Origin of the sequence: Macromonas bipunctata, from assembly GCF_002837135.1 — a bacterium.
In the GTDB taxonomy this organism is placed as follows: Bacteria; Pseudomonadota; Gammaproteobacteria; order Burkholderiales; family Burkholderiaceae_C; genus Macromonas_A; species Macromonas_A bipunctata.
This window is the reverse complement of record NZ_NWBQ01000083.1, coordinates 1-20,118: the sequence shown is the minus strand read 5'-3', so window position 1 is coordinate 20,118 and position 20,118 is coordinate 1. Positions and strand designations below refer to the sequence as shown.

At 67.0% G+C, this 20,118-nt stretch carries 20 protein-coding genes and 1 pseudogene; 14 read left to right on the top strand and 7 right to left on the bottom strand.

Going from position 1 to position 20,118, the window contains the following annotated elements:
- Positions 1 to 282: pseudogene (locus tag CON76_RS13325) on the top strand (MraY family glycosyltransferase); the annotation flags it as partial.
- Positions 283 to 290: 8 nt separating this feature from the next.
- On the opposite strand, the gene CON76_RS11655 reads toward CON76_RS13325, so the two are convergent.
- Together CON76_RS11655 and CON76_RS11650 are read right to left on the bottom strand one after the other, a co-directional pair.
- On the bottom strand, positions 291 to 1,337 hold the full coding sequence (locus CON76_RS11655) for a hypothetical protein (RefSeq protein WP_101103514.1): 1,047 nt from the start codon (positions 1,335 to 1,337) through the stop codon (positions 291 to 293).
- Positions 1,331 to 2,125, bottom strand: a complete 795-nt coding sequence (locus tag CON76_RS11650; protein WP_420812945.1) for a biotin--[acetyl-CoA-carboxylase] ligase — start codon at positions 2,123 to 2,125, stop codon at positions 1,331 to 1,333. The genes CON76_RS11655 and CON76_RS11650 overlap by 7 nt, the downstream gene beginning before the upstream one ends.
- Before the next feature lie 158 nt (positions 2,126 to 2,283).
- Between CON76_RS11650 and CON76_RS11645 the strand changes: the two genes are divergently transcribed.
- The 12 genes from CON76_RS11645 (at position 2,284) to mnmA (ending at position 13,237) form a co-directional block, all read left to right on the top strand.
- Positions 2,284 to 4,989, top strand: coding sequence for a DNA topoisomerase III (locus tag CON76_RS11645; RefSeq protein ID WP_101103513.1), 2,706 nt, complete (start codon positions 2,284 to 2,286; stop codon positions 4,987 to 4,989).
- Between the two features lie 217 nt (positions 4,990 to 5,206).
- Positions 5,207 to 5,959, top strand: a complete 753-nt coding sequence (locus CON76_RS11640) for a TerC family protein (RefSeq protein WP_101103518.1) — start codon at positions 5,207 to 5,209, stop codon at positions 5,957 to 5,959.
- A 130-nt stretch (positions 5,960 to 6,089) separates the two neighbouring features.
- Entirely contained in the window at positions 6,090 to 6,374 is a 285-nt protein-coding gene (locus tag CON76_RS11635; protein ID WP_101103512.1) for a curlin, read from the top strand.
- 88 nt (positions 6,375 to 6,462) lie between these two features.
- On the top strand, positions 6,463 to 6,768 hold the full coding sequence (locus tag CON76_RS11630) for a hypothetical protein (RefSeq protein WP_101103511.1): 306 nt from the start codon (positions 6,463 to 6,465) through the stop codon (positions 6,766 to 6,768).
- A gap of 59 nt (positions 6,769 to 6,827) precedes the next feature.
- A complete protein-coding gene (locus tag CON76_RS11625; protein WP_145995442.1) occupies positions 6,828 to 7,373 on the top strand; it encodes a hypothetical protein in 546 nt (181 codons plus the stop codon).
- A gap of 9 nt (positions 7,374 to 7,382) precedes the next feature.
- Entirely contained in the window at positions 7,383 to 8,858 is a 1,476-nt protein-coding gene (locus CON76_RS11620) for an autotransporter outer membrane beta-barrel domain-containing protein (RefSeq protein ID WP_145995441.1), read from the top strand.
- A gap of 75 nt (positions 8,859 to 8,933) precedes the next feature.
- Positions 8,934 to 9,587 carry a glutathione S-transferase family protein gene (locus tag CON76_RS11615; protein WP_101103517.1) on the top strand — a complete coding sequence of 218 codons (654 nt, stop codon included), beginning with the start codon at positions 8,934 to 8,936 and terminating at the stop codon, positions 9,585 to 9,587.
- 8 nt (positions 9,588 to 9,595) lie between these two features.
- Positions 9,596 to 10,120 carry a C40 family peptidase gene (locus tag CON76_RS11610; protein ID WP_240592854.1) on the top strand — a complete coding sequence of 175 codons (525 nt, stop codon included), beginning with the start codon at positions 9,596 to 9,598 and terminating at the stop codon, positions 10,118 to 10,120.
- Positions 10,121 to 10,154: 34 nt separating this feature from the next.
- Positions 10,155 to 10,580: an NfeD family protein gene (locus CON76_RS11605; protein ID WP_101103516.1), complete on the top strand. Its 426-nt coding sequence runs from the start codon at positions 10,155 to 10,157 to the stop codon at positions 10,578 to 10,580.
- A 48-nt stretch (positions 10,581 to 10,628) separates the two neighbouring features.
- Positions 10,629 to 11,546: an SPFH domain-containing protein gene (locus tag CON76_RS11600; RefSeq protein WP_101103507.1), complete on the top strand. Its 918-nt coding sequence runs from the start codon at positions 10,629 to 10,631 to the stop codon at positions 11,544 to 11,546.
- A 33-nt stretch (positions 11,547 to 11,579) separates the two neighbouring features.
- Entirely contained in the window at positions 11,580 to 12,035 is a 456-nt protein-coding gene (locus CON76_RS11595) for a CreA family protein (protein WP_101103506.1), read from the top strand.
- A 23-nt stretch (positions 12,036 to 12,058) separates the two neighbouring features.
- On the top strand, positions 12,059 to 13,237 hold the full coding sequence (gene mnmA / locus CON76_RS11590) for a tRNA 2-thiouridine(34) synthase MnmA (RefSeq protein WP_101103505.1): 1,179 nt from the start codon (positions 12,059 to 12,061) through the stop codon (positions 13,235 to 13,237).
- A gap of 16 nt (positions 13,238 to 13,253) precedes the next feature.
- Here mnmA and mepK read toward each other — a convergent pair whose 3' ends face one another.
- The 5 genes from mepK to CON76_RS11565 form a co-directional block, all read right to left on the bottom strand.
- Positions 13,254 to 13,856 carry a peptidoglycan L,D-endopeptidase MepK gene (mepK, locus tag CON76_RS11585; protein ID WP_101103504.1) on the bottom strand — a complete coding sequence of 201 codons (603 nt, stop codon included), beginning with the start codon at positions 13,854 to 13,856 and terminating at the stop codon, positions 13,254 to 13,256.
- Between the two features lie 7 nt (positions 13,857 to 13,863).
- Positions 13,864 to 15,507 (bottom strand): L,D-transpeptidase family protein, encoded by a 1,644-nt coding sequence (locus CON76_RS11580; protein WP_101103503.1) that lies wholly within the window; start codon positions 15,505 to 15,507, stop codon positions 13,864 to 13,866.
- Positions 15,508 to 15,597: 90 nt separating this feature from the next.
- The gene (locus CON76_RS11575) at positions 15,598 to 16,155 is read right to left on the bottom strand and encodes a single-stranded DNA-binding protein (protein WP_101103502.1); all 558 of its coding nucleotides are present in this window, start codon (positions 16,153 to 16,155) and stop codon (positions 15,598 to 15,600) included.
- Positions 16,156 to 16,207: 52 nt separating this feature from the next.
- Positions 16,208 to 17,116 carry a universal stress protein gene (locus tag CON76_RS11570; protein ID WP_101103501.1) on the bottom strand — a complete coding sequence of 303 codons (909 nt, stop codon included), beginning with the start codon at positions 17,114 to 17,116 and terminating at the stop codon, positions 16,208 to 16,210.
- 31 nt (positions 17,117 to 17,147) lie between these two features.
- The gene (locus CON76_RS11565; protein WP_276309003.1) at positions 17,148 to 19,763 is read right to left on the bottom strand and encodes a cation-translocating P-type ATPase; all 2,616 of its coding nucleotides are present in this window, start codon (positions 19,761 to 19,763) and stop codon (positions 17,148 to 17,150) included.
- A 58-nt stretch (positions 19,764 to 19,821) separates the two neighbouring features.
- Between CON76_RS11565 and CON76_RS11560 the strand changes: the two genes are divergently transcribed.
- Positions 19,822 to 20,118 (top strand): transposase (locus tag CON76_RS11560; RefSeq protein WP_145995440.1); only part of this gene is annotated, 297 nt, incomplete at its 3' end.

Genomic DNA, 20,118 nt, shown 5'->3' with positions numbered 1-20,118 from the left:
ACTTATTGTGCCCAACTTAACATGCACCCCGGTCACCCGGATCGGTTGCACTTGCACAGCCTGATCAAGACCCGCATTGTGCGTAAGCACCTGACGGGCTTGCCGCCGGTTTTGCGCAACTCGGCGGTGTCGCCCGTGGTGTGGTGTTTTGCGGCTGGGCCAGCCTTGTTGGCAGTCACTTTTCACGACAACCTGCTGGCTCTGATATTGAGTTTCTTCGCCAGTGCATTCGCCTACGCTGTGTACTATCGAACTTTGGTGAAGTTTGGCTGGTTTCGGTAATTTCAGCCTCACGGGCAGCGTTGCAACGCCTTGCCCGCCAGCGCGGGGCCTAGGCCTTCGACCAGGGTTTTTTCTTCCTCGGTGATGGCCTTGAGGGTGAGGGTGTAGCTGCGGGTGGCGCTGCCGCCTTTTTCGGGCACTACGCGCAGGTTGCTGATGCCGTCATGCTGGGCGTTTTGCAGCGCGCGCTGGGCGCCGGCCTCTGACGAGTAGGTGCCCAGCACCAGACCCGGGCCGCTTTCGCCTGGCAGTTGCAGCGGGCGGTGGTCGATGTTGGCGAGCTTGAATTCGGCGCGCTGCTGTTTCAGGGCGTCGGCGCTGGCAAAGCCGCCCTGGTACACCAGCCAGCGCCCGCCGCTGCCGCTGGTGGTGGCCACGATCTGCCAGCGTTTGTCCAGTTCGGGCACGCGGTCCAGCGCGCCGTTGAGCACGATGGTCTGCACCGGGGTGTAGCCGCTGGCCTGCCAGCAGTTGGTCTTGCCGCGCCGCTTGGCGGCGGTCTTGACCGGTTCCGGGTCTTTGGCCTTGTCGGTCTTGTCTGTTTTTTCGGGTTTGGTAGGTTTTTCTGGCTTCGCGGATGGCTCGGCCGGAGGCGGTTTGCGGGCCGGTTCCTTGTCGGGTGTTTCTGTTTTGGCCGGTTTTTCGGCTTGGTCGTTCTTCTTGGGCTGGAGCTGTGCGGGGGCCGGTGTGGGGGCTTCTGCTGGCTTTGCCACAGTCGGCGTGGAGGGCGGAAATGGCGCGGTGGTGGGTGCTACTACGGGTGCGGCTAGCGCGGTGGGCGCAGCAGCAGGGGGCGCCACGGCGGCCACTGGTGGCACAGCGGGGCTGGGCACCACCGCTGGCGCTGCCGGTGTGGCGGTGGTGGGTTCGGGTGCGGGGGCTGCCGATGGGGCGACCTTCAGCAGTTGCAGCTGTTCCGGATGCAGTTGCTGTGCCAGCCGTTGCGGCTCGCGTTCGTCCAGCGCGCCCAGGCCCAGCCAGCGCAGGCCGCCCTGGGTGTAGAGCGCGGTGCCCAGGTTGGCCAGCAGCAGCGCCGCCACGGCTTGCTTCAGCATGGGCGCACGCTGACTTCGGCGCTGGTCACGGCCACGCGGCCCTGGGCGGTGTCGAGCCACAGCGCGCCGTCGGGGCCGATGCCGACCGCGGTGCCGCTCTGGCCGTCCGACAGTTGCACCGTCATGCCGCGCAGGGCGTCGCGGGGGGCAAAGCGGGGCAGGAAGGGGGTCAAACCGTCGCGCTCAAAGTGCAGCACGTCGCGCAGCAGGGTGGGGGCCAGCGCGGCCAGCCATTCGCCCGCGTCACGCTGGGCGCAGGTGGCGTCCAGCTCCTGCAGGCCAGCGGGGGGCACAGGGGCGGGCAGCTGGCCGTCGATGGCGGCAGCCGGGGGCAGGCTGGCGGGCGCCTGCACGTTCAGGCCCAGACCGATGACGGCGTAACGCTGCGGCCCGATACTGGCGGTTTCCACCAGAATGCCGCCCAGCTTGCGGCCGCACCACCACAGGTCGTTGGGCCACTTGAGCTGCACCTGCGGGTGCAGCGCCTCGGCCACGCTCACGCCCACCGCCAGCGACAGGCCCGACCAGTCCTGCGGCGCCAGCGGCAGCCCCAGCGACAGCGTCAGCGAAGCGCCCGGTGCACTCACCCACTGCCGCCCGCGTCGCCCCTTGCCGGCGGTCTGCTCCAGCGCCACCAGCAGCACCGGGTAGGGCTGGCCCGCGCGGGCGCGGCGCATCAGCTCGGTGTTGGTGGAATCGAGCGTGGGCACCACTTCCACCGAGATGCCCGGCAGCAGCGCGTCCAGCGCCTGCCACAGCCCCTCGGCCTGGCGGGTCAGGGCGCGCAGGGCCGCTTGGGGGGCGTCGTGGCGGTGTGCGTCGATCGGAGTGGGGGGTAAAAGCGGCACGGCAAAATTTGGTAAGGTTATTCCATGCACAGGCGCGCGCCTGAGTGCGCACGCTGGTGCGCGAGCGCGCGCATGGAACCGGATTGTAGATACAACACATGAAAACCCTCGTCATTGCCGAAAAACCTTCTGTCGCCCAAGACATCGTGCGCGCCCTGACCCCCATCGCGGGCAAGTTCGACAAGCACGACGACCACTACGAGAGCGAGCACTACGTGGTCACGTCGGCGGTGGGCCACCTGCTGGAGATTGCCGCGCCCGAGGCCTACGACGTCAAGCGCGGCAAATGGAGCTTTGCCAACCTGCCGGTCATTCCGCCGCATTTCGACCTCAAGCCCATCGACAAGACCAAGTCGCGCCTGGCGGCGGTGGTCAAGCAAGCCAAGCGCAAGGACGTGACGGCACTCGTCAACGCCTGTGACGCCGGGCGCGAGGGCGAGCTGATCTTCCGCCTGATTGAGCAGTACGCCGGGGGTGCCAAAGGTTTGCACAAGCCGGTACAGCGGTTGTGGTTGCAGTCGATGACACCGCAGGCCATCCGCGACGGCTTTGGCCAACTGCGCAGCGATGAGCAGATGCGTCCGCTGGCCGATGCCGCCCGCAGCCGCTCCGAGGCCGACTGGCTGGTCGGCATCAACGGCACCCGCGCCATGACGGCGTTCAACAGCCGCGACGGCGGCTTCTTCCTCACCACCGTGGGCCGGGTGCAGACTCCCACGCTGGCGGTGGTGGTGGAGCGCGAGGAAAAAATCCGCGCCTTCCGCAGCCGCGACTACTGGGAAATCCACGCCACCTTCGGCGCGCAAGCGGGCCAGTACCCGGCCAAATGGTTCGATCCCACTTTTAAAAAGCCCAAGGCGGGCGAGGACGGTGCCGACCCCGAACAGCGTGCCGACCGGCTGTGGGACGCGGCCAGTGCCCAGGCCATTGCCGACGCCGTGCGCGGCCAGCCTGCCAGCGTGACCGAAGAATCGAAAGCCGCCACCCAAGCCTGTGGCTTGCTGTACGACCTGACCAGCCTGCAGCGCGAGGCCAATGGCCGCTTTGGTTTCAGTGCCAAGACCACGCTGGCGCTGGCGCAAAGCCTGTACGAAAAGCACAAGGCCCTGACCTATCCCCGCACCGACAGCCGTGCCCTGCCCGAGGATTACCTGCCCACCGTGCAGCACACCGTGCAGACGCTGGCCGACAGCGGCCTGCCGCACCTGGCGCCGCACGCCGCCACCGCGCTGCAGCAGGGCTACCTGCGCCCCAGCAAGCGCGTGTTCGACAACAGCAAGGTCAGCGACCACTTTGCCATCATCCCCACGCCGCAGGTGCCCAGCGGCCTCAACGAGGCCGAACAAAAGCTCTACGATCTGGTGGTGCGCCGCTTTTTGGCGGTGTTCTTCCCGGTGGCCGAGTTTCAAGTCACCACCCGCATCAGCCAAGTGCAGGTGGCGGGGGCCACGCACCATTTCAAGACCGAAGGCAAGGTGCTGGTCAAGCCGGGCTGGCTGGCGGTGTATGGCAAGGAAGCCGCCGACGAAGTGGCCGATGCCAAAGAAGGCGACAAAGGCCAGCACTTGGTGCCTGTGCAACCGGGTGAAACCGTGCAGACCTTGCAAGCGGTGGCCAAGGCCCTCAAGACCCGCCCCCCCGCGCGTTACAGCGAAGCCACTTTGCTGGGGGCGATGGAGGGCGCGGGCAAGCTGATCGAGGACGACGAACTGCGCAGCGCCATGCAGGACAAAGGCTTGGGCACCCCCGCCACCCGCGCGGCCATCATTGAAGGCTTGCTCAACGAAAAATACATGCTGCGCGAAGGGCGCGAACTCATCCCCACCGCCAAAGCCTTTCAGTTGATGACGCTGCTGCGCGGCTTGGGCGTGCAGGAATTGTGTAAACCTGCGCTGACCGGCGAGTGGGAGCACAAGTTGTCGCTGATGGAACGCGGTCAACTCAGCCGCGAGGCCTTCATGCGCGACATTGCCGCCATGACGGAACATGTCGTCAAGAAAGCCAAGGAATACGACCGCGACACCGTACCGGGCAACTACGCCACACTGCAAAGCCCGTGCCCCATGTGTGGCGGTGTCGTCAAAGAAAACTACCGCCGCTACACCTGCACCGGGGCCGATGGCCAGTCGGACGGCTGTGGTTTCTCGTTTGGCAAATCGCCCGGCGGGCGCACGTTCGAGATGGACGAGGCCGAGGCCTTTTTGCGCGACAAACACATTGGGCCGTTGGAGGGCTTCCGTTCCAAAGCGGGTTGGCCTTTCACCGCCGAGTTGGTGCTCAAGTTCAGCACCGACGACAACAACTGGAAGCTCGAATTCGATTTCGGTGACGAGAAGGACGAGGCCACCGGCGAGCTGGTGGACTTTGCGGGCCACCAGACCCTGGGCAACTGCCCCAAATGTGGCGCGCCGGTGTACGAGCACAACAAGCACTACGTGTGCAGCCGCGCCGTGCCCACGTTGGCCCACCCCACGCCCGGCTGCGACTTCAAGACCGGCACCACCGTGTTGCAGCAGCCCATCAGCCACGAACAGGTGCAAAAACTGCTGACCGAGGGCAAGACCGACCTGCTGGACAAGTTCGTCTCGCTGCGCACCAAGCGCGCGTTCAAAGCGCGTTTGGCCTGGAGCCGCGACGAGGACAAGGTGGTATTCGAGTTCGAGCCCAGCAAGTACCCCGCGCGCAAGACCGCCGCCCAGGCCCCGGCCAGCAAGGCCAAGGCCACCAGCAAGACGGCAGCCAAAACCACCGCCAAGCCCAGGGCGCCCGCCAAACCGCGCGCCAAGAAAGAAGCGGCGGAGTAAGCCGCTGGCCGGGCAGTCTGTCTGGCTGTTGTGAAGGGCAGGGTGTCTTGTTCTGGTTTTTTCTGAAAGAAAATCAAGAAAGTCGTGGTTTTTTGGAAGCACTTAAACCCCGACCATAGCGCCCTGTTGCCGGTGTGGCAGCGTTGGCCCTTGGGGTCACCCCGCGTTGCCGCACCCGATAGCGCCCGCATTGGTGCCCACTTTTTTGCCGCTGTTCATGGAATTCCTGCTCGACCCTAACCTCTGGATCGCCTTTGCGATGCTCACCGCCCTCGAAATCGTGCTGGGCATCGACAACATCATCTTCATCTCGATTTTGGTGGGGCGCCTGCCGCCGCACCTGCGCGACAAGGCGCGCCGCCTGGGGTTGGGTTTTGCCATGCTGTCGCGTTTGATGTTGCTGTTCACGCTGAGTTGGGTCATGGGCCTGACCGCCGACCTGTTCCACGTGGGGGACATGGGCATCAGTGGCCGCGACCTGGTGCTGCTGGGCGGTGGCCTGTTCCTGCTCTACAAGGCCTCGCACGAGATTTTTGTGGAAGTGGAAGCCCGCGAACAGCACGCTCCTCCGGCCACCGACAACGCCGCCCTCAAGGCCGCTGGCACCAAGCTGTTCTGGGCCATCATTGCGCAGATTGCCGTGATTGACATCGTGTTCTCGCTCGACTCCGTCATCACCGCCGTGGGCATGGTGGACGAGATTGGCGTGATGATTGCCGCCGTCGTCACCTCGGTGGGCGTGATGCTGCTGGCCGCCAAGCCGATTGGCGAGTTTGTGGACCGCCACCCGTCGGTCAAGGTGCTGGCGCTGGCCTTCCTGGTGATGGTGGGCATGGCCCTGACCGCCGAAGCCTTTGACCAGGAAATGCCCAAGGGCTACCTGTACGCGGCCATGGCGTTCTCGCTGGTGGTGGAGGGTTTGAACATCCGCGCCCGCAGCAAGCGTCAGGCGCTGGAAGCTGCCAACTGATTCTTGCCAAAAACTGGGAGTTCCACTGTTGACAGCCGCAGTGGAACTTTCTACGATGGAATCGTGCAGTTCAGATATGTGTCTGGAAAAGCATAGAAAACCGTTTGTTCTAAGGCATAGGATCTTCGTCATGAAAAAGCTTTCCAAACTTGCTGTGGTTTCCGCTCTCCTGGCCGGTCTGTCGGCGCCGGTGCTGGCTCAGATCAACACCAACACCACCATTCAGGAGGGTGAGATCAACACCAACACCACCAAGCAAAAGGGCAAGGACAACGACAACGTGACCGTACAGCGTGGTGCCGACAACCTGAACCGCACCAAGCAGCGTGGCGACATCAACACCAACGCCACCGGCCAGACGGGCGGCGGCATCAACGAGAACACCACCGACCAGCGTGGGCGCCGTGAGCGTTGAGCGGTAGGCCGGTCATCTGGCTTTTGTCCTGAATCAGCAGTTGGGTCGTGCCGGGCCAGCTGCTGAAATTTTTTGAGGATCACGTGTCATGCAGTCCCAAATATTTGTGGTGGCGTTGTTGTCCGTCTTGTCGGTGTCGGGCGTGCATGCCCAGGTGGCGCGTGATAACAGCAACCGGCCCTGCATCGAGGCCAACGTGCAGGCCGACCAGAGCAACACCGCGCGCGTGAACCAGAATTGCCGCGAAAATTTAAGCCGCACCATTCAGGCGGGGCAGGTCAACACCGCAGAGACCCAGCAAAAAGGCCAGCGCAACGACAATGCGGTGGAGCAGATGGGCTACGAAGGGCCGAAACGCCGCGCCGTACCGCCGCACGGTCAGCAGCAACGCTAGGGCGCGGGGCGTTGCCGTGTGGCAAGCCCATCATGTTGTTTCAATCGGTCAGGATTTGTATGCCACTTTCTCGAACTTCGTACCGTCGGTCGATGGCGCTGTTGCTGGGTCTGCTGGCATTCGGTGTTACCGGCTGTGCCGAGACCGTCGTCCACCAGCAAGGCGGTTCCAGGAACACCGTCCGGCAAACCGACGGCAGTGCTCCCACACGCAGCACGGTGGTGCGCACGCCGTCGGGCCAGAAGATCACCACCCGCACCGGCAACAGCACCGACGTCACTATTCAGGAGACTGGCCCGTCTGGTGCTTCGTCAATAGAGGGCACGCGCGCCAGCCGTGCCGCCACTGCACCAGGCGCAACGCGGGGGGCGGATTGCCCGCCTGTGCTTCCCAACGGCAAATTGCCTGCTGGGGCGTCGGCGCGGGGTTGCGACTGGTCGCAGCTCGACTCGGTGGACGACATGGAGGCGGTGGCCAGAAAGCGGGTGCGTCCGGTGCCGTCGGTGGACGACCTGGAAGACCGTGCCAACAGCCGCATCCGGGCAGACCGTCTGGACGGTGATCCCGTGGTGCCACGGGCCCGTCGCCCGGTGTTGCCCGACTGAGTGCCCGGCATGAAGCAACCAGTGAAGGAACGTGTGGTGAGGGGATGGTTCAAAATCGGGGCCCGGTCTGCGGTGGCGGTGGCCGCGTTGTGTTGCGTCCAATCAACGTGGGCCGAGTCGGTGGTCAGTGTGGAGGGTGCGCCGTTTCAGGCGGCGGTGTTGCCGCTGACGGTGCGTCAGCTGGACGCCGGTGGGGCGCGGCACACAGCGGCCACGGTGGAGCGTGAAACCGTCGCCGACAGCTGGGTGGAGCAGGCGGGCTATTACAACCGCGCTGCCCTGATCCAGTTGGGCAGCGACAAGTACAGTTTTTTGCAACAGCAGGGCCGTTTCAACCGCGGGCTGGTGGTGCAGGTGGGCAGCGCCAGCACCGACATCCACGACAGCCAGGTGCGCCAAAGCGGTGATGGCGCGTTGAACACCGTGTTCGAATTCCAGACCTCCGCCGATCCCGCCGACTGGGACGCCGTGGACGCCGCCTGGGCCAGTCTGGACGTGGGGCAGGCCCAGACGGTGGCACACAACTTCATTTACGCGCCCGAGGTGGCGCGCGCCCAGGTGGGCATTGCGGAAGATGTGGCGTTGCACCTGGTGGGCACCCTGACGCAGCAGCAGGATCGGGATCGTTTTGCCGCGCACAACCCCGAGGTCTCGCCCGGTTTTGCCCTGCTGAGTTACGGCCAGTCGCGCCGGGACGATGCGTTGGGCGCCGTGGGGTACCGCCAGCACCTGCGTGCGCTGACGGTGGGCATGCGCCACCCATTGAGTGCCCAGACCCGGCTCGGCTGGGCGCTGAATGTGACCAACGCCGATGCGGGTTTGCGCCAGGGCATGGGGTCGGTCGACACCCAGGCTTACCAGCTGGCGGGGTTTGGCTCGCATGTCCAGGGGCTATACCACTGGGACTGGATGTTGAGCTGGGGCCGTTTCGACTTCAACACCCGCCGTTTTGCCGGGGCGATGCAGGTGAATGCCGACAACCGGGGGCAGGCCTATGCCGCCCGCGTGCAGGGGGCTTACCTTGTACAGGGCGAAAGCGGGCAGACCCGCTGGGGGCCGTTTGTGGCCGCCACCTACAGCCGCAGCATGAGCGACGCCTACCACGAGCGCGGCAACGTGCTGCTGGCGCAAGAGCTGGCGCAACAGGATCGCCGCCGCTTGCTGGGGTCGGTGGGCGCGGTGTGGCATTTTGATGGCCAGACCGCCGCTGGCCGCGCGCTGCGCTCCCACGTCAAGCTGGAGTGGGTACACGACACGGGTATCGACAGCCCCGACCGTGCGTATTCCCGCTTTGCCTTTGAGCCGGGCACGCCGGTGGTGACGCCGCTGGGCGACGCTGGGCGTGAGCGGTACGGGGTGGTGTCGGCTGGCCTGCAGTTGGCGCTGACGCCGCAGCTCAGCATGGTGTTGACGGGCCAGCAGTCGCTGGGTGGTCAGACTTGGAAGCGTGGCAGTGCCTACCTGGGGTTGTCGTGGGCGCTGTAGCGCCTGTAACCCGGCTTTTCGGTTGCCTTTGCGGGCCCCGTATCATGTAGGATTTTCCGTATCTGGAGGATGCTCATGAGCTTCAAACTGTATTACGCGCCCGGCGCGTGTTCGTTGGCGGTGCATGCCGCGCTGGAACTGGCCGGGGTGGCATTCGAGCCGGTGCTGGTCAAGCTGCACCAGGGCGAGCACAAGGCGCCCGAATACCTGGCGCTGAACCCGCGCGGCCAGGTGCCGCTGCTGGTGGATGGCGATGATGCCATTGGCCAGATCGTGGCCATGGTGCTGCACCTGGACGCGCGTCTGCCCCAGGCCCGCCTGCTGCCCGCCAGCGGCCTGGCCCGCACCCGCGTGCTGGAGACACTGTGCTGGCTCAACAACACGGTGCATCCGGCCTTCACGCGCGTGTTCCGCCCGGTCAACTTTGCCACCACGCCCGAAGGGCAGGCCGACGTCAAGGCGCATGGCGTGACCCGGTTCCGCGAGCTGCTGCAGGAGCTGGAAGCGCACGTGGCCCGCTGCCCCAGCGCGTGGCTCAACGGCGAGCAGCCCGGCATCCTCGACACCTACGCCCTGACGCTGCTGCGCTGGGGCGCGCTGATCGGCATCGACCCGGCCAGCCTGCCCGCCACCTGGGCGCTGGTGCAGCGCCTGGCGGCCCTGCCCGCCGTGGCGCGTGTGCTGGAGCGCGAGCAGCTGGTGCTCAACCCGTACCAACCTGCAGCCTGATGGTGGTGGTGGGCGCTGCTTCAACCGCCTGCGCTGCGCCCGTGCCCGGGGCAGGGCAGTTGCCGTCGCGGCGGATGTGGCTGGCGGCGGGCCTGCTGGCCGCGCTGTACCTGCAAGGCTGCGCCAGCCGCAGCGGCGGGCGCTCAGGCAGCCAGCCCGAGCTGCGCCGCCACATCGTGATGAACGCCATGGCCCACGTGGGCGGGCGCTACCGCTACGGCGGGCGCAGCCCGGCCACGGGCTTCGACTGCTCCGGGCTGGTGGCCTACGCCTACCAGCAGGCTGGGCTGCGCTTGGGCGGCAGCGCCGCCGACATGGCCGAGCGCACCCAGCCCGTGGGCCGCACGGAGCTGGCGGTGGCCGACCTGGTGTTCTTCAACACGCTGGGCGCCAAGTTCTCGCACGTGGGCATCTACCTGGGCGACAACCGCATGGTACATGCCTTCAACGAACGCACCGGGGTGCGGCTCGACTCCCTGCAGGCACCGTACTTTGCGCAGCGCATCACCGGCTACCGCACGGTGCTGGGGTGATGCAGGCTGCCCCGAAAGAAAGGTGCTGGCGATGATGGACGATTCGACCCTGTGGTGGCTGTTGGCGGGGGCCATGGTGGTGGCTGAGTTGCTGACCGGCACCGTTTACCTGCTGATGCTGGCGCTGGGTGCCGCTGCAGGCGCGCTGGTGGCCCATGCGGGCCTGGCCCAGCCGCTGCAGATGGTGCTGGCCGCCGTGGTGGGCGGTGCGGCGGTGGTGCTGTGCCACTGGCGGCGCCGGCGCCGTCCGGGCGACTTGCCAGCGCGCGCCGACCGCAGCGTCAACCTGGATGTGGGTGAGATTGTGCAGATTGCGGGCTGGAACCCCGATGGCACCGCTACTGTGCGCTACCGTGGCGCACAATGGACGGCCATTCACCGGCCCGGCACCACGCCACGCCCCGGCGCCCACCGCGTGGCCGAACTGGTGGGCAGCCGCCTGCTGGTCGATCCGGTGTGATGTGGGGGCTGTCGGCATTTTTTACCGCTTTACACAGAAAGGCCCATCATGGAAATCGCCATCCTCGTTGTTGTCATTGCCGTGATCTTCATTGCGCGCGCCGTCAAGGTGGTGCCGCAGCAGAACGCGTGGGTCAAGGAGCGGCTGGGCAAGTACGCCGGCACCCTCAGCCCCGGGCTGAACTTTCTGGTGCCGTTCATCGACCGGGTGGCCTACAAACACAGTCTGAAGGAAATTCCGCTGGACGTGCCCAGCCAGGTCTGCATCACGCGCGACAACACGCAGTTGCAGGTTGATGGCATCCTGTACTTCCAGGTGACCGATCCGATGCGCGCCAGCTACGGCTCGTCCAACTACATCATGGCGGTGACGCAGCTGGCACAGACCAGCCTGCGCAGCGTGATTGGCAAGCTGGAGCTGGACAAGACGTTCGAGGAGCGCGACATGATCAACGCCCAGGTGGTGCAGGCAATTGACGAAGCGGCGCTTAACTGGGGCGTGAAGGTACTGCGCTACGAGATCAAGGATCTGACGCCGCCCAAGGAGATCTTGCACGCCATGCAAGCGCAGATTACCGCCGAACGCGAAAAGCGCGCGCTGATTGCCGCTTCGGAAGGCCGTCGCCAAGAGCAGATCAACATTGCCACCGGCGAGCGCGAGGCCTTCATCGCCCGTTCCGAGGGCGAAAAGCAGGCCGCCATCAACAAGGCCCAGGGCGAGGCCACCGCCATCATGACGCTGGCGTCGGCCTCGGCGCAGGCGATTGAGCGCATGGCTGGTGCCATCCGCCAGCCCGGCGGCGAGCAGGCGGTGCAGCTCCAGGTGGCCGAAAAGGCCGTGGAAGCCTACGGCAAGCTGGCCCAGGACGCCACCACCACGCTGGTGGTGCCCGGCAACATGACGGAGGTGTCGGCGCTGATTGCCTCGGCCATGAAGATGGTGCAGGCGCAGCGCCCCCCGGCCTGAGCGCCCCCGTCGCCATTTTTGAGGAGAACGACCGTGTTCAAGACAACCTGCGCTGCGGCGCTGCTGGCCGTGGCCAGCGTGGGCGCCCACGCCGACACCGTGGGCTGCATCACCACCGCCTGGAAGCTGCTGGGCGCCAACCACAAGATCTGCGTCGATGCGTTTGCCGACCCCAAAATTGCGGGTGTGACGTGCCACGTCAGCCAAGCGCGCACCGGCGGTATCAAAGGCAGCTTGGGCTTGGCGGAAGACCCGTCGCGCTTCTCGCTGGCGTGCCGCCAGACTGGCCCCATCACGTTGCCCGCCAAGTTGCCCCAAGAGGAAGAGGTGTTCAGCGAGGACACCTCGCTGCTGTTCAAGGAAACGCGCGTGGTGCGCTTGTGGGATGCCAAGCACAACACGCTGGTGTACGTGGCCATCAGCCGCAAGCTGATTGAGGGCGCACCCGCCAACAGCATCTCCACCGTGCCGGTGATGCCCTGGCGCTGAACGGCGGGATAATCACGCCCACTATGGCACAGAAACAACGCGTGGTGGTGGGCTTGAGCGGCGGGGTGGACTCCGCGGTCAGCGCCTGGTTGCTCAAACAGCAGGGTTACGAGGTGATCGGCATCTTCATGAAAAACTGGGAAGATGACGACGACAGCGAGTATTGTTCCAGCCGACAGGATTTTTTGGATGCGGCCAGTGTGGCCGATGTCATTGGCATTGACATGGAGCACGTCAACTTTGCCGCCGAGTACAAAGACCGCGTGTTTGCCGAATTTTTGCGCGAGTACCAGGCGGGCCGCACGCCCAACCCCGACATCCTGTGCAATGCCGAGATCAAATTCAAGGCGTTCTTGGACCACGCCATGCGCTTGGGGGCCGACAAAATTGCCACCGGCCACTATTGCCGGGTGCGCCTGAATGGCACCACAGGCCAATACGAGCTGCTCAAAGGGCTGGATCCGCTCAAGGATCAGAGCTACTTTTTGCACCGCTTGAACCAGAACCAGTTGCGCAACACGCTGTTCCCGGTGGGCGAGTTGCCCAAGACCGAGGTGCGCCGCATTGCGGCCGAGATTGGCCTGCCCAACGCCAAGAAGAAGGATTCCACCGGCATTTGCTTCATTGGTGAGCGCCCATTCCGCGAGTTCCTCAACCGCTACATCCAGAAGGAACCCGGCCCCATCCGCGACGACCAGGGCCGGGTGGTGGGCCAGCACGTGGGGCTGAGTTTCTATACGCTGGGCCAGCGCCAAGGGTTGGGCATAGGCGGTGTCAAGACGCAAGGTGCCCAAAAAGGCGGCGGTGAACACGCGCCGTGGTTTGTGGCGCGCAAGGACGTGGCCCACAACACGCTGTGGGTGGTGCAAGGGCACGACCACCCGTGGTTGCAGTCGCCGCAGTTGCAGGCGCTGGACGCGAGTTGGGTGGCGGGCAGTGCTCCGGCACTGGGCCGCTACGGTGCCAAGACCCGCTACCGCCAGGCCGATGCCGCCTGCGTGTTGGCCCCCAACGGCGAAGGCGCGTTTGCCTTGGCCTTCAACGAGCCGCAATGGGCGGTGACACCGGGCCAGAGTGCGGTGCTGTACGACGGCGAGGTGTGCCTGGGCGGCGGCGTGATCCACGCGGCCACCGCCACCGAAGCCCCCTTGCCCGAGGTGCCCACGCTGGCACCCCGTGGCAAAAAGGTGCGCAGGCGTTAAACCGGCTTCAGCGGCATCAACCGCCCCAGTTGCGCACGCGCCCGGTGTCGAGGTGGACGAACTGCTCGCCGGGGTAGTAGCCCACGCCGCCGAGCTTGAGGTCGCGCGCGGCGTCGCGCACATCGGCCAGCGGTACGCCCGGCAAACGGATGTCCACCGCACGGCCTTCCATGTGCAGGCTGCGCTTGGCCACGCCGCCGCCTCGCGTGGTGCGCAGGCGCTCGTTGGTGCGCGGGCTGCGGTAGCCCGAGATGATGTGGAACGGCCGGTCGGTCTCCAGCTCGCGCCGCACCAGGTGCATGAGGTGGAACAGCTGCGGATCCATCTGGCCTACGTCGCCGCTGTAGTGGTCGCGCAGGAAGTGGTTGAGGTGCTGCAGCGCCTGGGGCACAAAATCCTGGCCAATGGCGTACACCAGCGCCACGCTCTCGCGCGTGTGGGTGTGGTTCATGGCCAGGTGGCGCGGCGCGTGCGGGGCCGTGGAGACGCTGGCCAGCGCGTGGCCGCCCTGCGTCAGTGCCGCGCCCGCCAGCAACCAGCGGCTGCTGCGGTGAAAGAAGTGGCGCCGCGCGGGCACCTCCAGTTCGTGTAAGGCCGATGACAGTGGTTTGAAACGCATCCCCGCATTATTCCGGCACCACCCCGGGCCGTAAAGCCTGGGCCGATGAAAGGCGTGTGCTGGCGTGCTGAGTCTGGCTGTGGCGTTGCAGGGCCTGGGCCAGCTGCGGGTCACGGCGGTAGATGTCGGGCAAAAAATGCACTTTGCCGTCCTGTACCACGGTGGTGTGGTACGCCAGCACCACCGGCACCGGCGTCTTGAGGCGCAGCGTGGACGACTTGCCGCGCTCCATGGCGCTGCGGATGCGCTCGGGCGTCCACTCCGGCTCGTCCTGCAGCACAAACTGGGCCAGCGCGTGCGGATCCTCGATGCGGATGCAGCCGTGGCTGAAGTCGCGCCGCGTGCGCTCGAACAGCTGGGTGCTGGGCGTGTGGTGCAGGTAGATGTTGTTGTGGTTCGGGAACACGAACTTGATGTCGCCCAGCGCGTTGTGCGGCCCCGGGCGCTGGCGGATGCGCATCTGGCCGCGCAGTACGGCGTCCAGGTGGGTGGCGTCAAAGCCCGGCACCACCTTGCCCTGGCGGTCCACCAGCTCCAGGCCCTGGCGCTGGAAGTAGCCGGGGTCGCGGCGCAGGCGTGGGATGGTTTCGCCGCGCGCGATGGAGGGCGGGATGTTCCAGTAGGGGCTGAATTCGATGAAGCGCATGTCCTCGTCGAACAGCGGGGTGCTGGTCTTGAGTGCCTTGCCGACGATCACTTTCATGCGCAGGGCCTGCTGCGGGCGGCCCTGGTCGAGGCTGTAGGCGCGCAGCACGAATTCGGGCAGGTTGACCACCACCATGCGCGGCCCGCGTGGCTCGGGCAGCCAGCGCAGGCGCTCCATGCCCAGCGCGATCTGTTCGGCGCGCTGCGCGGGCGTGACGTTGAGGGCGGCCAGGGTCTCGGCCCCGATGACGCCGTCGGGCGTGAGGCCGTGGCGGCTCTGGAAGGCTTCGACGCCAGCCCGCAGGGTGGCGTCGTACTGGGTGGGGGCGGGGGCGTTGGGGTCAACACTGGCGGGCAGGTCGCCCAAGGCTTGCAGGCGCTGCTGCAGCAGTGGCAGCCCGGCCCAGGCCGCACCGGGACTGAGCCTGCGCCCGGGCAGTGGTGGCAGGGGCTGTTGCCACGCCGGGTGCTGTGCCAGCTGGCGGTAGTGGGCCAGGGCGTCGCGCAGTTCGCGGTACTGGGGCATGGCCGGGGTGGTGCGGCGCACCAGGTCTTGCAGGTGCTCGCTGGCCAGGGCCTGTTCCAGCACCAGCTCGGTGGTGTCGGGCTGGCGGTAGTGTTCCTGCACCTGTTGCGGTGGCACGCGGCCCTGGCGCAGGTCGCGCAGGTAGTGTTGCAGCGCGGCGGTGAGTTGCGGTGCCCACATGTCCACCGGGGCGCCTTGCTGCAGCGCATGGGCCAGGGCGCTGGCCTGGTAGTCGCTGGGGTTGAGGCCTTCGGCGGCGGCGTTCTGCAGCAGTTGCACCGCCTGGCGCGCCTGGGCGCTGGGGTCGCCCAAGGCGTCGGTCCAGACCGGGCTGGCGCTGGCACTGGCACTGGCTGCGCACAGCCACAGCGCCACACCGTACAGCCAGGCGCGGGGTGCCCCGAAGCGTGGGGCCACCGGCGCGGCGGAGCGCGGCAGCACGGCGCAGGGGGCGGGGCGGGTGGAGCGGGGGGCGGGCATGGCATTTCTCCTCAACAGGCACCGCAGGTGCGGTGCTGTCAAGGTTAACCCAAATGCCCGCCCTGGGGGCGGCGGCGCGCGCCGTGGTGGTCAGAACGGGATGTCGTCGTCCAGATCGTTAAAGCCGCTGTCCACGGGCGCTGCCGGGGCCGGACGCGCCATGGGCTGGGCGGGTGGCGGGCTGGGCGGGCGGCTGGCGTAGGCGGGGGCGCTGTTGCCCATGCCAGCGCCCATGCCGGACGCGCGGCCACCGCTGGCCGGGGCGCCGCCGCTGCGCGGGGCGTAGCTGCGGCCTTCACCGCCGCCCATGCCTTCGCGTCCGCCCAGCAGCTGCATCTCGGTGGCCACGATGTCGGTGGTGTGGCGTTCCACGCCCGACTGGTCGGTGTACTTGCCGTACTTGAGGCGGCCTTCGACGTAGATCGGGCTGCCTTTCTTGACGTATTCGCCCACGATCTCGGCCAGGCGTTCGTAGAAGGTGACGCGGTGCCACTGGGTGTCTTCCACCATTTCGCCGGTGTTTTTGTCCTTGCGGCGGCTGCTGGTGGCAATGCTGACGCTGGCCACCGGCTGGCCTGAGGCCATGTAGCGCATTTCGGGGTCACGGCCACAGTTGCCCAGGAGAATAACTTTGTTGACGGATGCCATGAAACAGGGTTCCTTTGTGGTGGTGTATGAGGGCCGCATTGTGCAGCATGCTTCAGGCGCTGCCGGGGCCGCGCTTGTCCACCACCACCAGCATGTCGGCGTGGGTTTGCGACAGCACGCGCTGCGTCACGCTGCCCAAGAGCAGCTCTTCGGTGACGTGGGTGCCGTGCTTGCCCATGACGATGAGGTCGCAGTGGTGGTCGCGCTCGAGTTCCAGGATGTGGTGTACCGCATCGCCGTGCAGCACCACGCCGGTGTAGTCGGCATCGGCCAGCCCGGCCTGTGCGGCCAGTTGCTGCAGCTGCTGGGTGTGGCGCACATGGGCCTCGGCGCGGTAGCGCTGGATCTCGGCGCTGGAGACGCCCGCGTATTGCAGCATGCCTTCGAACGGCACTTCGAACACGTGCAGCAGCACCAGCCGGGCCTGGGGCGCGAGCTGGCGCGCCAACTGCAGCGAGCGCAGCGACCCGGCCGAGAAGTCCACCGGCACCAGCACGCGCTGGTAGGGCTTGCTGTGCGCGTGCCGCACCACCAGCACCGGGCACTGGCTCTTGCGCAGCAGCCGCGACGCGGTGGAGCCCACCAGCAGCCGGCGCAGGGTGCTGGCCCCGCGCACGCCCACCAGCACCAGGTCGGCGTCGGTGGTGGCGGCGTAGGCGGGCACCACGCTGGTGGCCAGGCCTTCTTCCAGCAGCACCCGGGCGTTGATGCCGTGGTGGTAGCGCGGGTCGCGCACGATGGCCTCGAGCTCCGCGCGCTTGTGGGCCAGCACGGCCTGGGCCACGTCGCTGGCCTTGTGGCCCAGCAGGTTGCGCAACGGCCCCAGCGCGTCCAGGCCCAGCGCGTGCATGACGGTGTAGTGGGCGCCGGTCTGCTGGGCCAGCCGAAAGCCACGCTCCACCACGCGCAGCGAGGCGGCGGTGAGGTCGGTGGCGGCAAAGATGTGTCGTATCGCTTGCATGGCGCGGGGTCCTCCTTGGTTGTTTGTTGTGTCAGATGCGCTGGATGTGGCGGCGGCGCAGCACGGCTTTCTCGGCCTCCACGGCCAGGAACACCAGCACGCCGCCGCCCAGGATCACGCCCCACGACAGGGCGTCCAGGCCCTCGCTGCGGAACAGCTGCTGCATGGGCGCCGCGTAGGTGAACAGCAGCTGCAGCAGCACCAGGATGGCGCCCACCGTCAGCGCGATGCGGTTGCCCGTCAGCGTCTCCCAGCGCAGCGCGTGCTGGGTAAAGTGGCGCACGTTGAACAGGTAGAACAGCTCGCACACCACAATCATGTTGACGGCGGCGGTGCGCGCGTAGTCCAGCCCCTGGCCGCGCGCGATCTCCCACTGGAACACGCCAAAGGTGGTGGCCACCATCAGCGCAATCACGAACAGCACCCGCAGCGCCAGCGCGCGCGTGATGATGGGCTCGGTGGTGGGGCGCGGCGCCAGCTGCATCACGCCGGGTTCGGCGCGCTCGAATGCCAGCGACAGCGCCAGCGTGACCGAGGTCACGGTGTTGACCCACAGAATTTGCCCCGCCGTGACGGGCAGCGGCAGCCCGGCCAGGATGGCCAGCAGGATCACGCCCGCCTCGCCGCCGTTGGTGGGCAGCATGTGCATGAGCGACTTCTTGATGTTGTCGAACACCACGCGGCCCTCGCGCACGGCGCGCGCGATGGTGGCAAAGTTGTCGTCGGTCAGCACCAGGTCGGACGATTCGCGCGCGGCGTCGGTGCCGTTCTTGCCCATGGCCACGCCAATGTCGGCGGTCTTGAGCGCGGGCGAGTCGTTGATGCCGTCGCCCGTCATGGCCACCAGGTGGCCCTGGCGTTGCAGCGCGGCAATCAGGCGCAGCTTGTGCTCGGGCGCGGCGCGGGCAAAGATGTCGGTGTCCTGCACGTGGCGCTCGAGCTCGGCGTCGCCGAGGCGCTCGATCTCGTCGCCGGTGAGGGTGCGCTCGGCGCGCAGGCCCAGCTGGCGCCCGATGGCGGCGGCGGTGATGGCGTGGTCGCCGGTGATCATCTTGACGCGTATGCCCGCGCCCTGGCACTCGGCCACGGCAGCAATGGCCTCGTCGCGCGGCGGGTCGATGATGCCGACCAGCCCCAGCAGCTCGAAGCGCGGCGTGATGTCGCCCAGGTTGATGTCGGTGCGCTGGGCGGGCCAGGGGCAGCGCGCCAGCGCCAGCACGCGCTGGCCTTGGCCTGCGGCGCTGGCCACCGCCGCCGTCCAGTACGCCAGCGCCAGCGGTTGCTGCTCGGGCTGGTGTGTGCACAGCGCCAGCACGCGCTCGGGCGCGCCCTTGATCAGCACAAAGTGTTGCCCGGCGTGGTCGTGGTGCAGCGTGACCATGAACTGGCGCTCAGACTCGAACGGGATCGCATCGACCCGCGGCCACTGCTGCTGCGCGGTGGTGGCGTCCAGCCCGGCCTTGTAGGCCAGCGCCAGCAGCGCGCCTTCGGTCGGGTCGCCGTGCAGCTGCCAGGTGCCGGTGTCGGGCTGGTGTTGCAGCCGGGCGTCGTTGCACAGCAGGGCGGCCTGGGCCAGCCGCTGCAGGCCGGGGTGGCTGGCGGCGGCCACGGCCTGTACGCCATCGCTGAAGCCACCTTCGGGCGCGTAGCCCGTGCCCGAGACGGTGAGCGTCTGCGCGGGCAGCACCACGCGCACGGCGGTCATCTCGTTGCGGGTCAGCGTGCCGGTCTTGTCGGAGCAGATCACGCTGACGGAGCCCAGCGTTTCCACCGCGGGCAGGCGCCGGATGATGGCCTGGTTGCTGGCCATGACGCGCGTGCCTATCGCCAGCACGATCGTCACCACGGCGGGCATGCCCTCGGGAATGGCGGCCACCGCCAGCCCCACAATGGCCAGGAACAGCTCCATCAGTGGCATGTCCATCACGAAACGGCCATACAGCAGCGTCAGCACCGACACGCCCAGGATGAACAGCGTGATCTGGCGCGCAAATTGGTCCAGGCGCCGGGTCAGCGGTGTGGCCAGGCTGTGTACCTCGCCCACCAGCTGGCCGATGCGCCCGATCTCGGTGCCCACGCCGGTGGCCACCACCACCGCCTGCGCCTGGCCGTAGGCCACGATGGTGCCGGAAAACGCCATGCAGGTGCGGTCGCCCATGGCCACATCGGCCGCCACCGGGTCGAGCTGCTTTTCCACCGGGGCCGATTCGCCCGTGAGCACCGCTTCCACCACGCGCAGGTTCTTGGCCCGGATCAGGCGCACATCGGCGGGCACCTTGTCGCCCGACTCCAGCAGCACCACGTCGCCGGGCACCAGCTCGCTGGCGTCGATGTGCTGGCGCTGGCCATTGCGCCAGACGTTGGCGCGCGCGGCCAGCATGCTGCGCACGGCGTCGAGCGCGCGCTCGGCCTTGCCCTCCTGGATGTGGCCGATGATGGCGTTGATGAGCACCACGCCCAGGATGACGCCCGCGTCCACGTAGCTGCCCAGCGCCAGCGTGGTCAGGCCGGCGGCCAGCAGCACGTAGATCAGCGGGTTGTGGAACTGCAGCGCAAAGCGCAGCCACACCGGGCGGCGCGCGGCCGCGGGCAGCTGGTTGGGCCCGTGTTGGGTCAGGCGCTGTTGCACTTGCTCGGGGCTTAGGATTTGTCCGTAAATTGAGGTATGGTTCAGGCTTGATCTGAAATCAAGACAGGAGCGAGATATGAGCAAGGCCCATGCCCACTCATGGGAAGTGACGGACGAATTCTGGGCACGTGTCGAGCCGTTGGTGCCGGTGGTGCAGCGAGACCCGGGCAAGGTTTACCAGCGCCGCGCTGGTGCGGGCCGTCCGCCCAAGCCGGCCCGGCTGGTGTTCGAGGCGATCGTGTACGTGCTGCGCACGGGGTGCCAATGGAAGGCGCTGCCAGCTGAGCGATTTGGCAGCGCCAGTGCGGTGCACCAAAAGTTCATGGACTGGTCCAAGGCGGGCTTCTTTGAGAACATCTGGAAGATGGGTCTG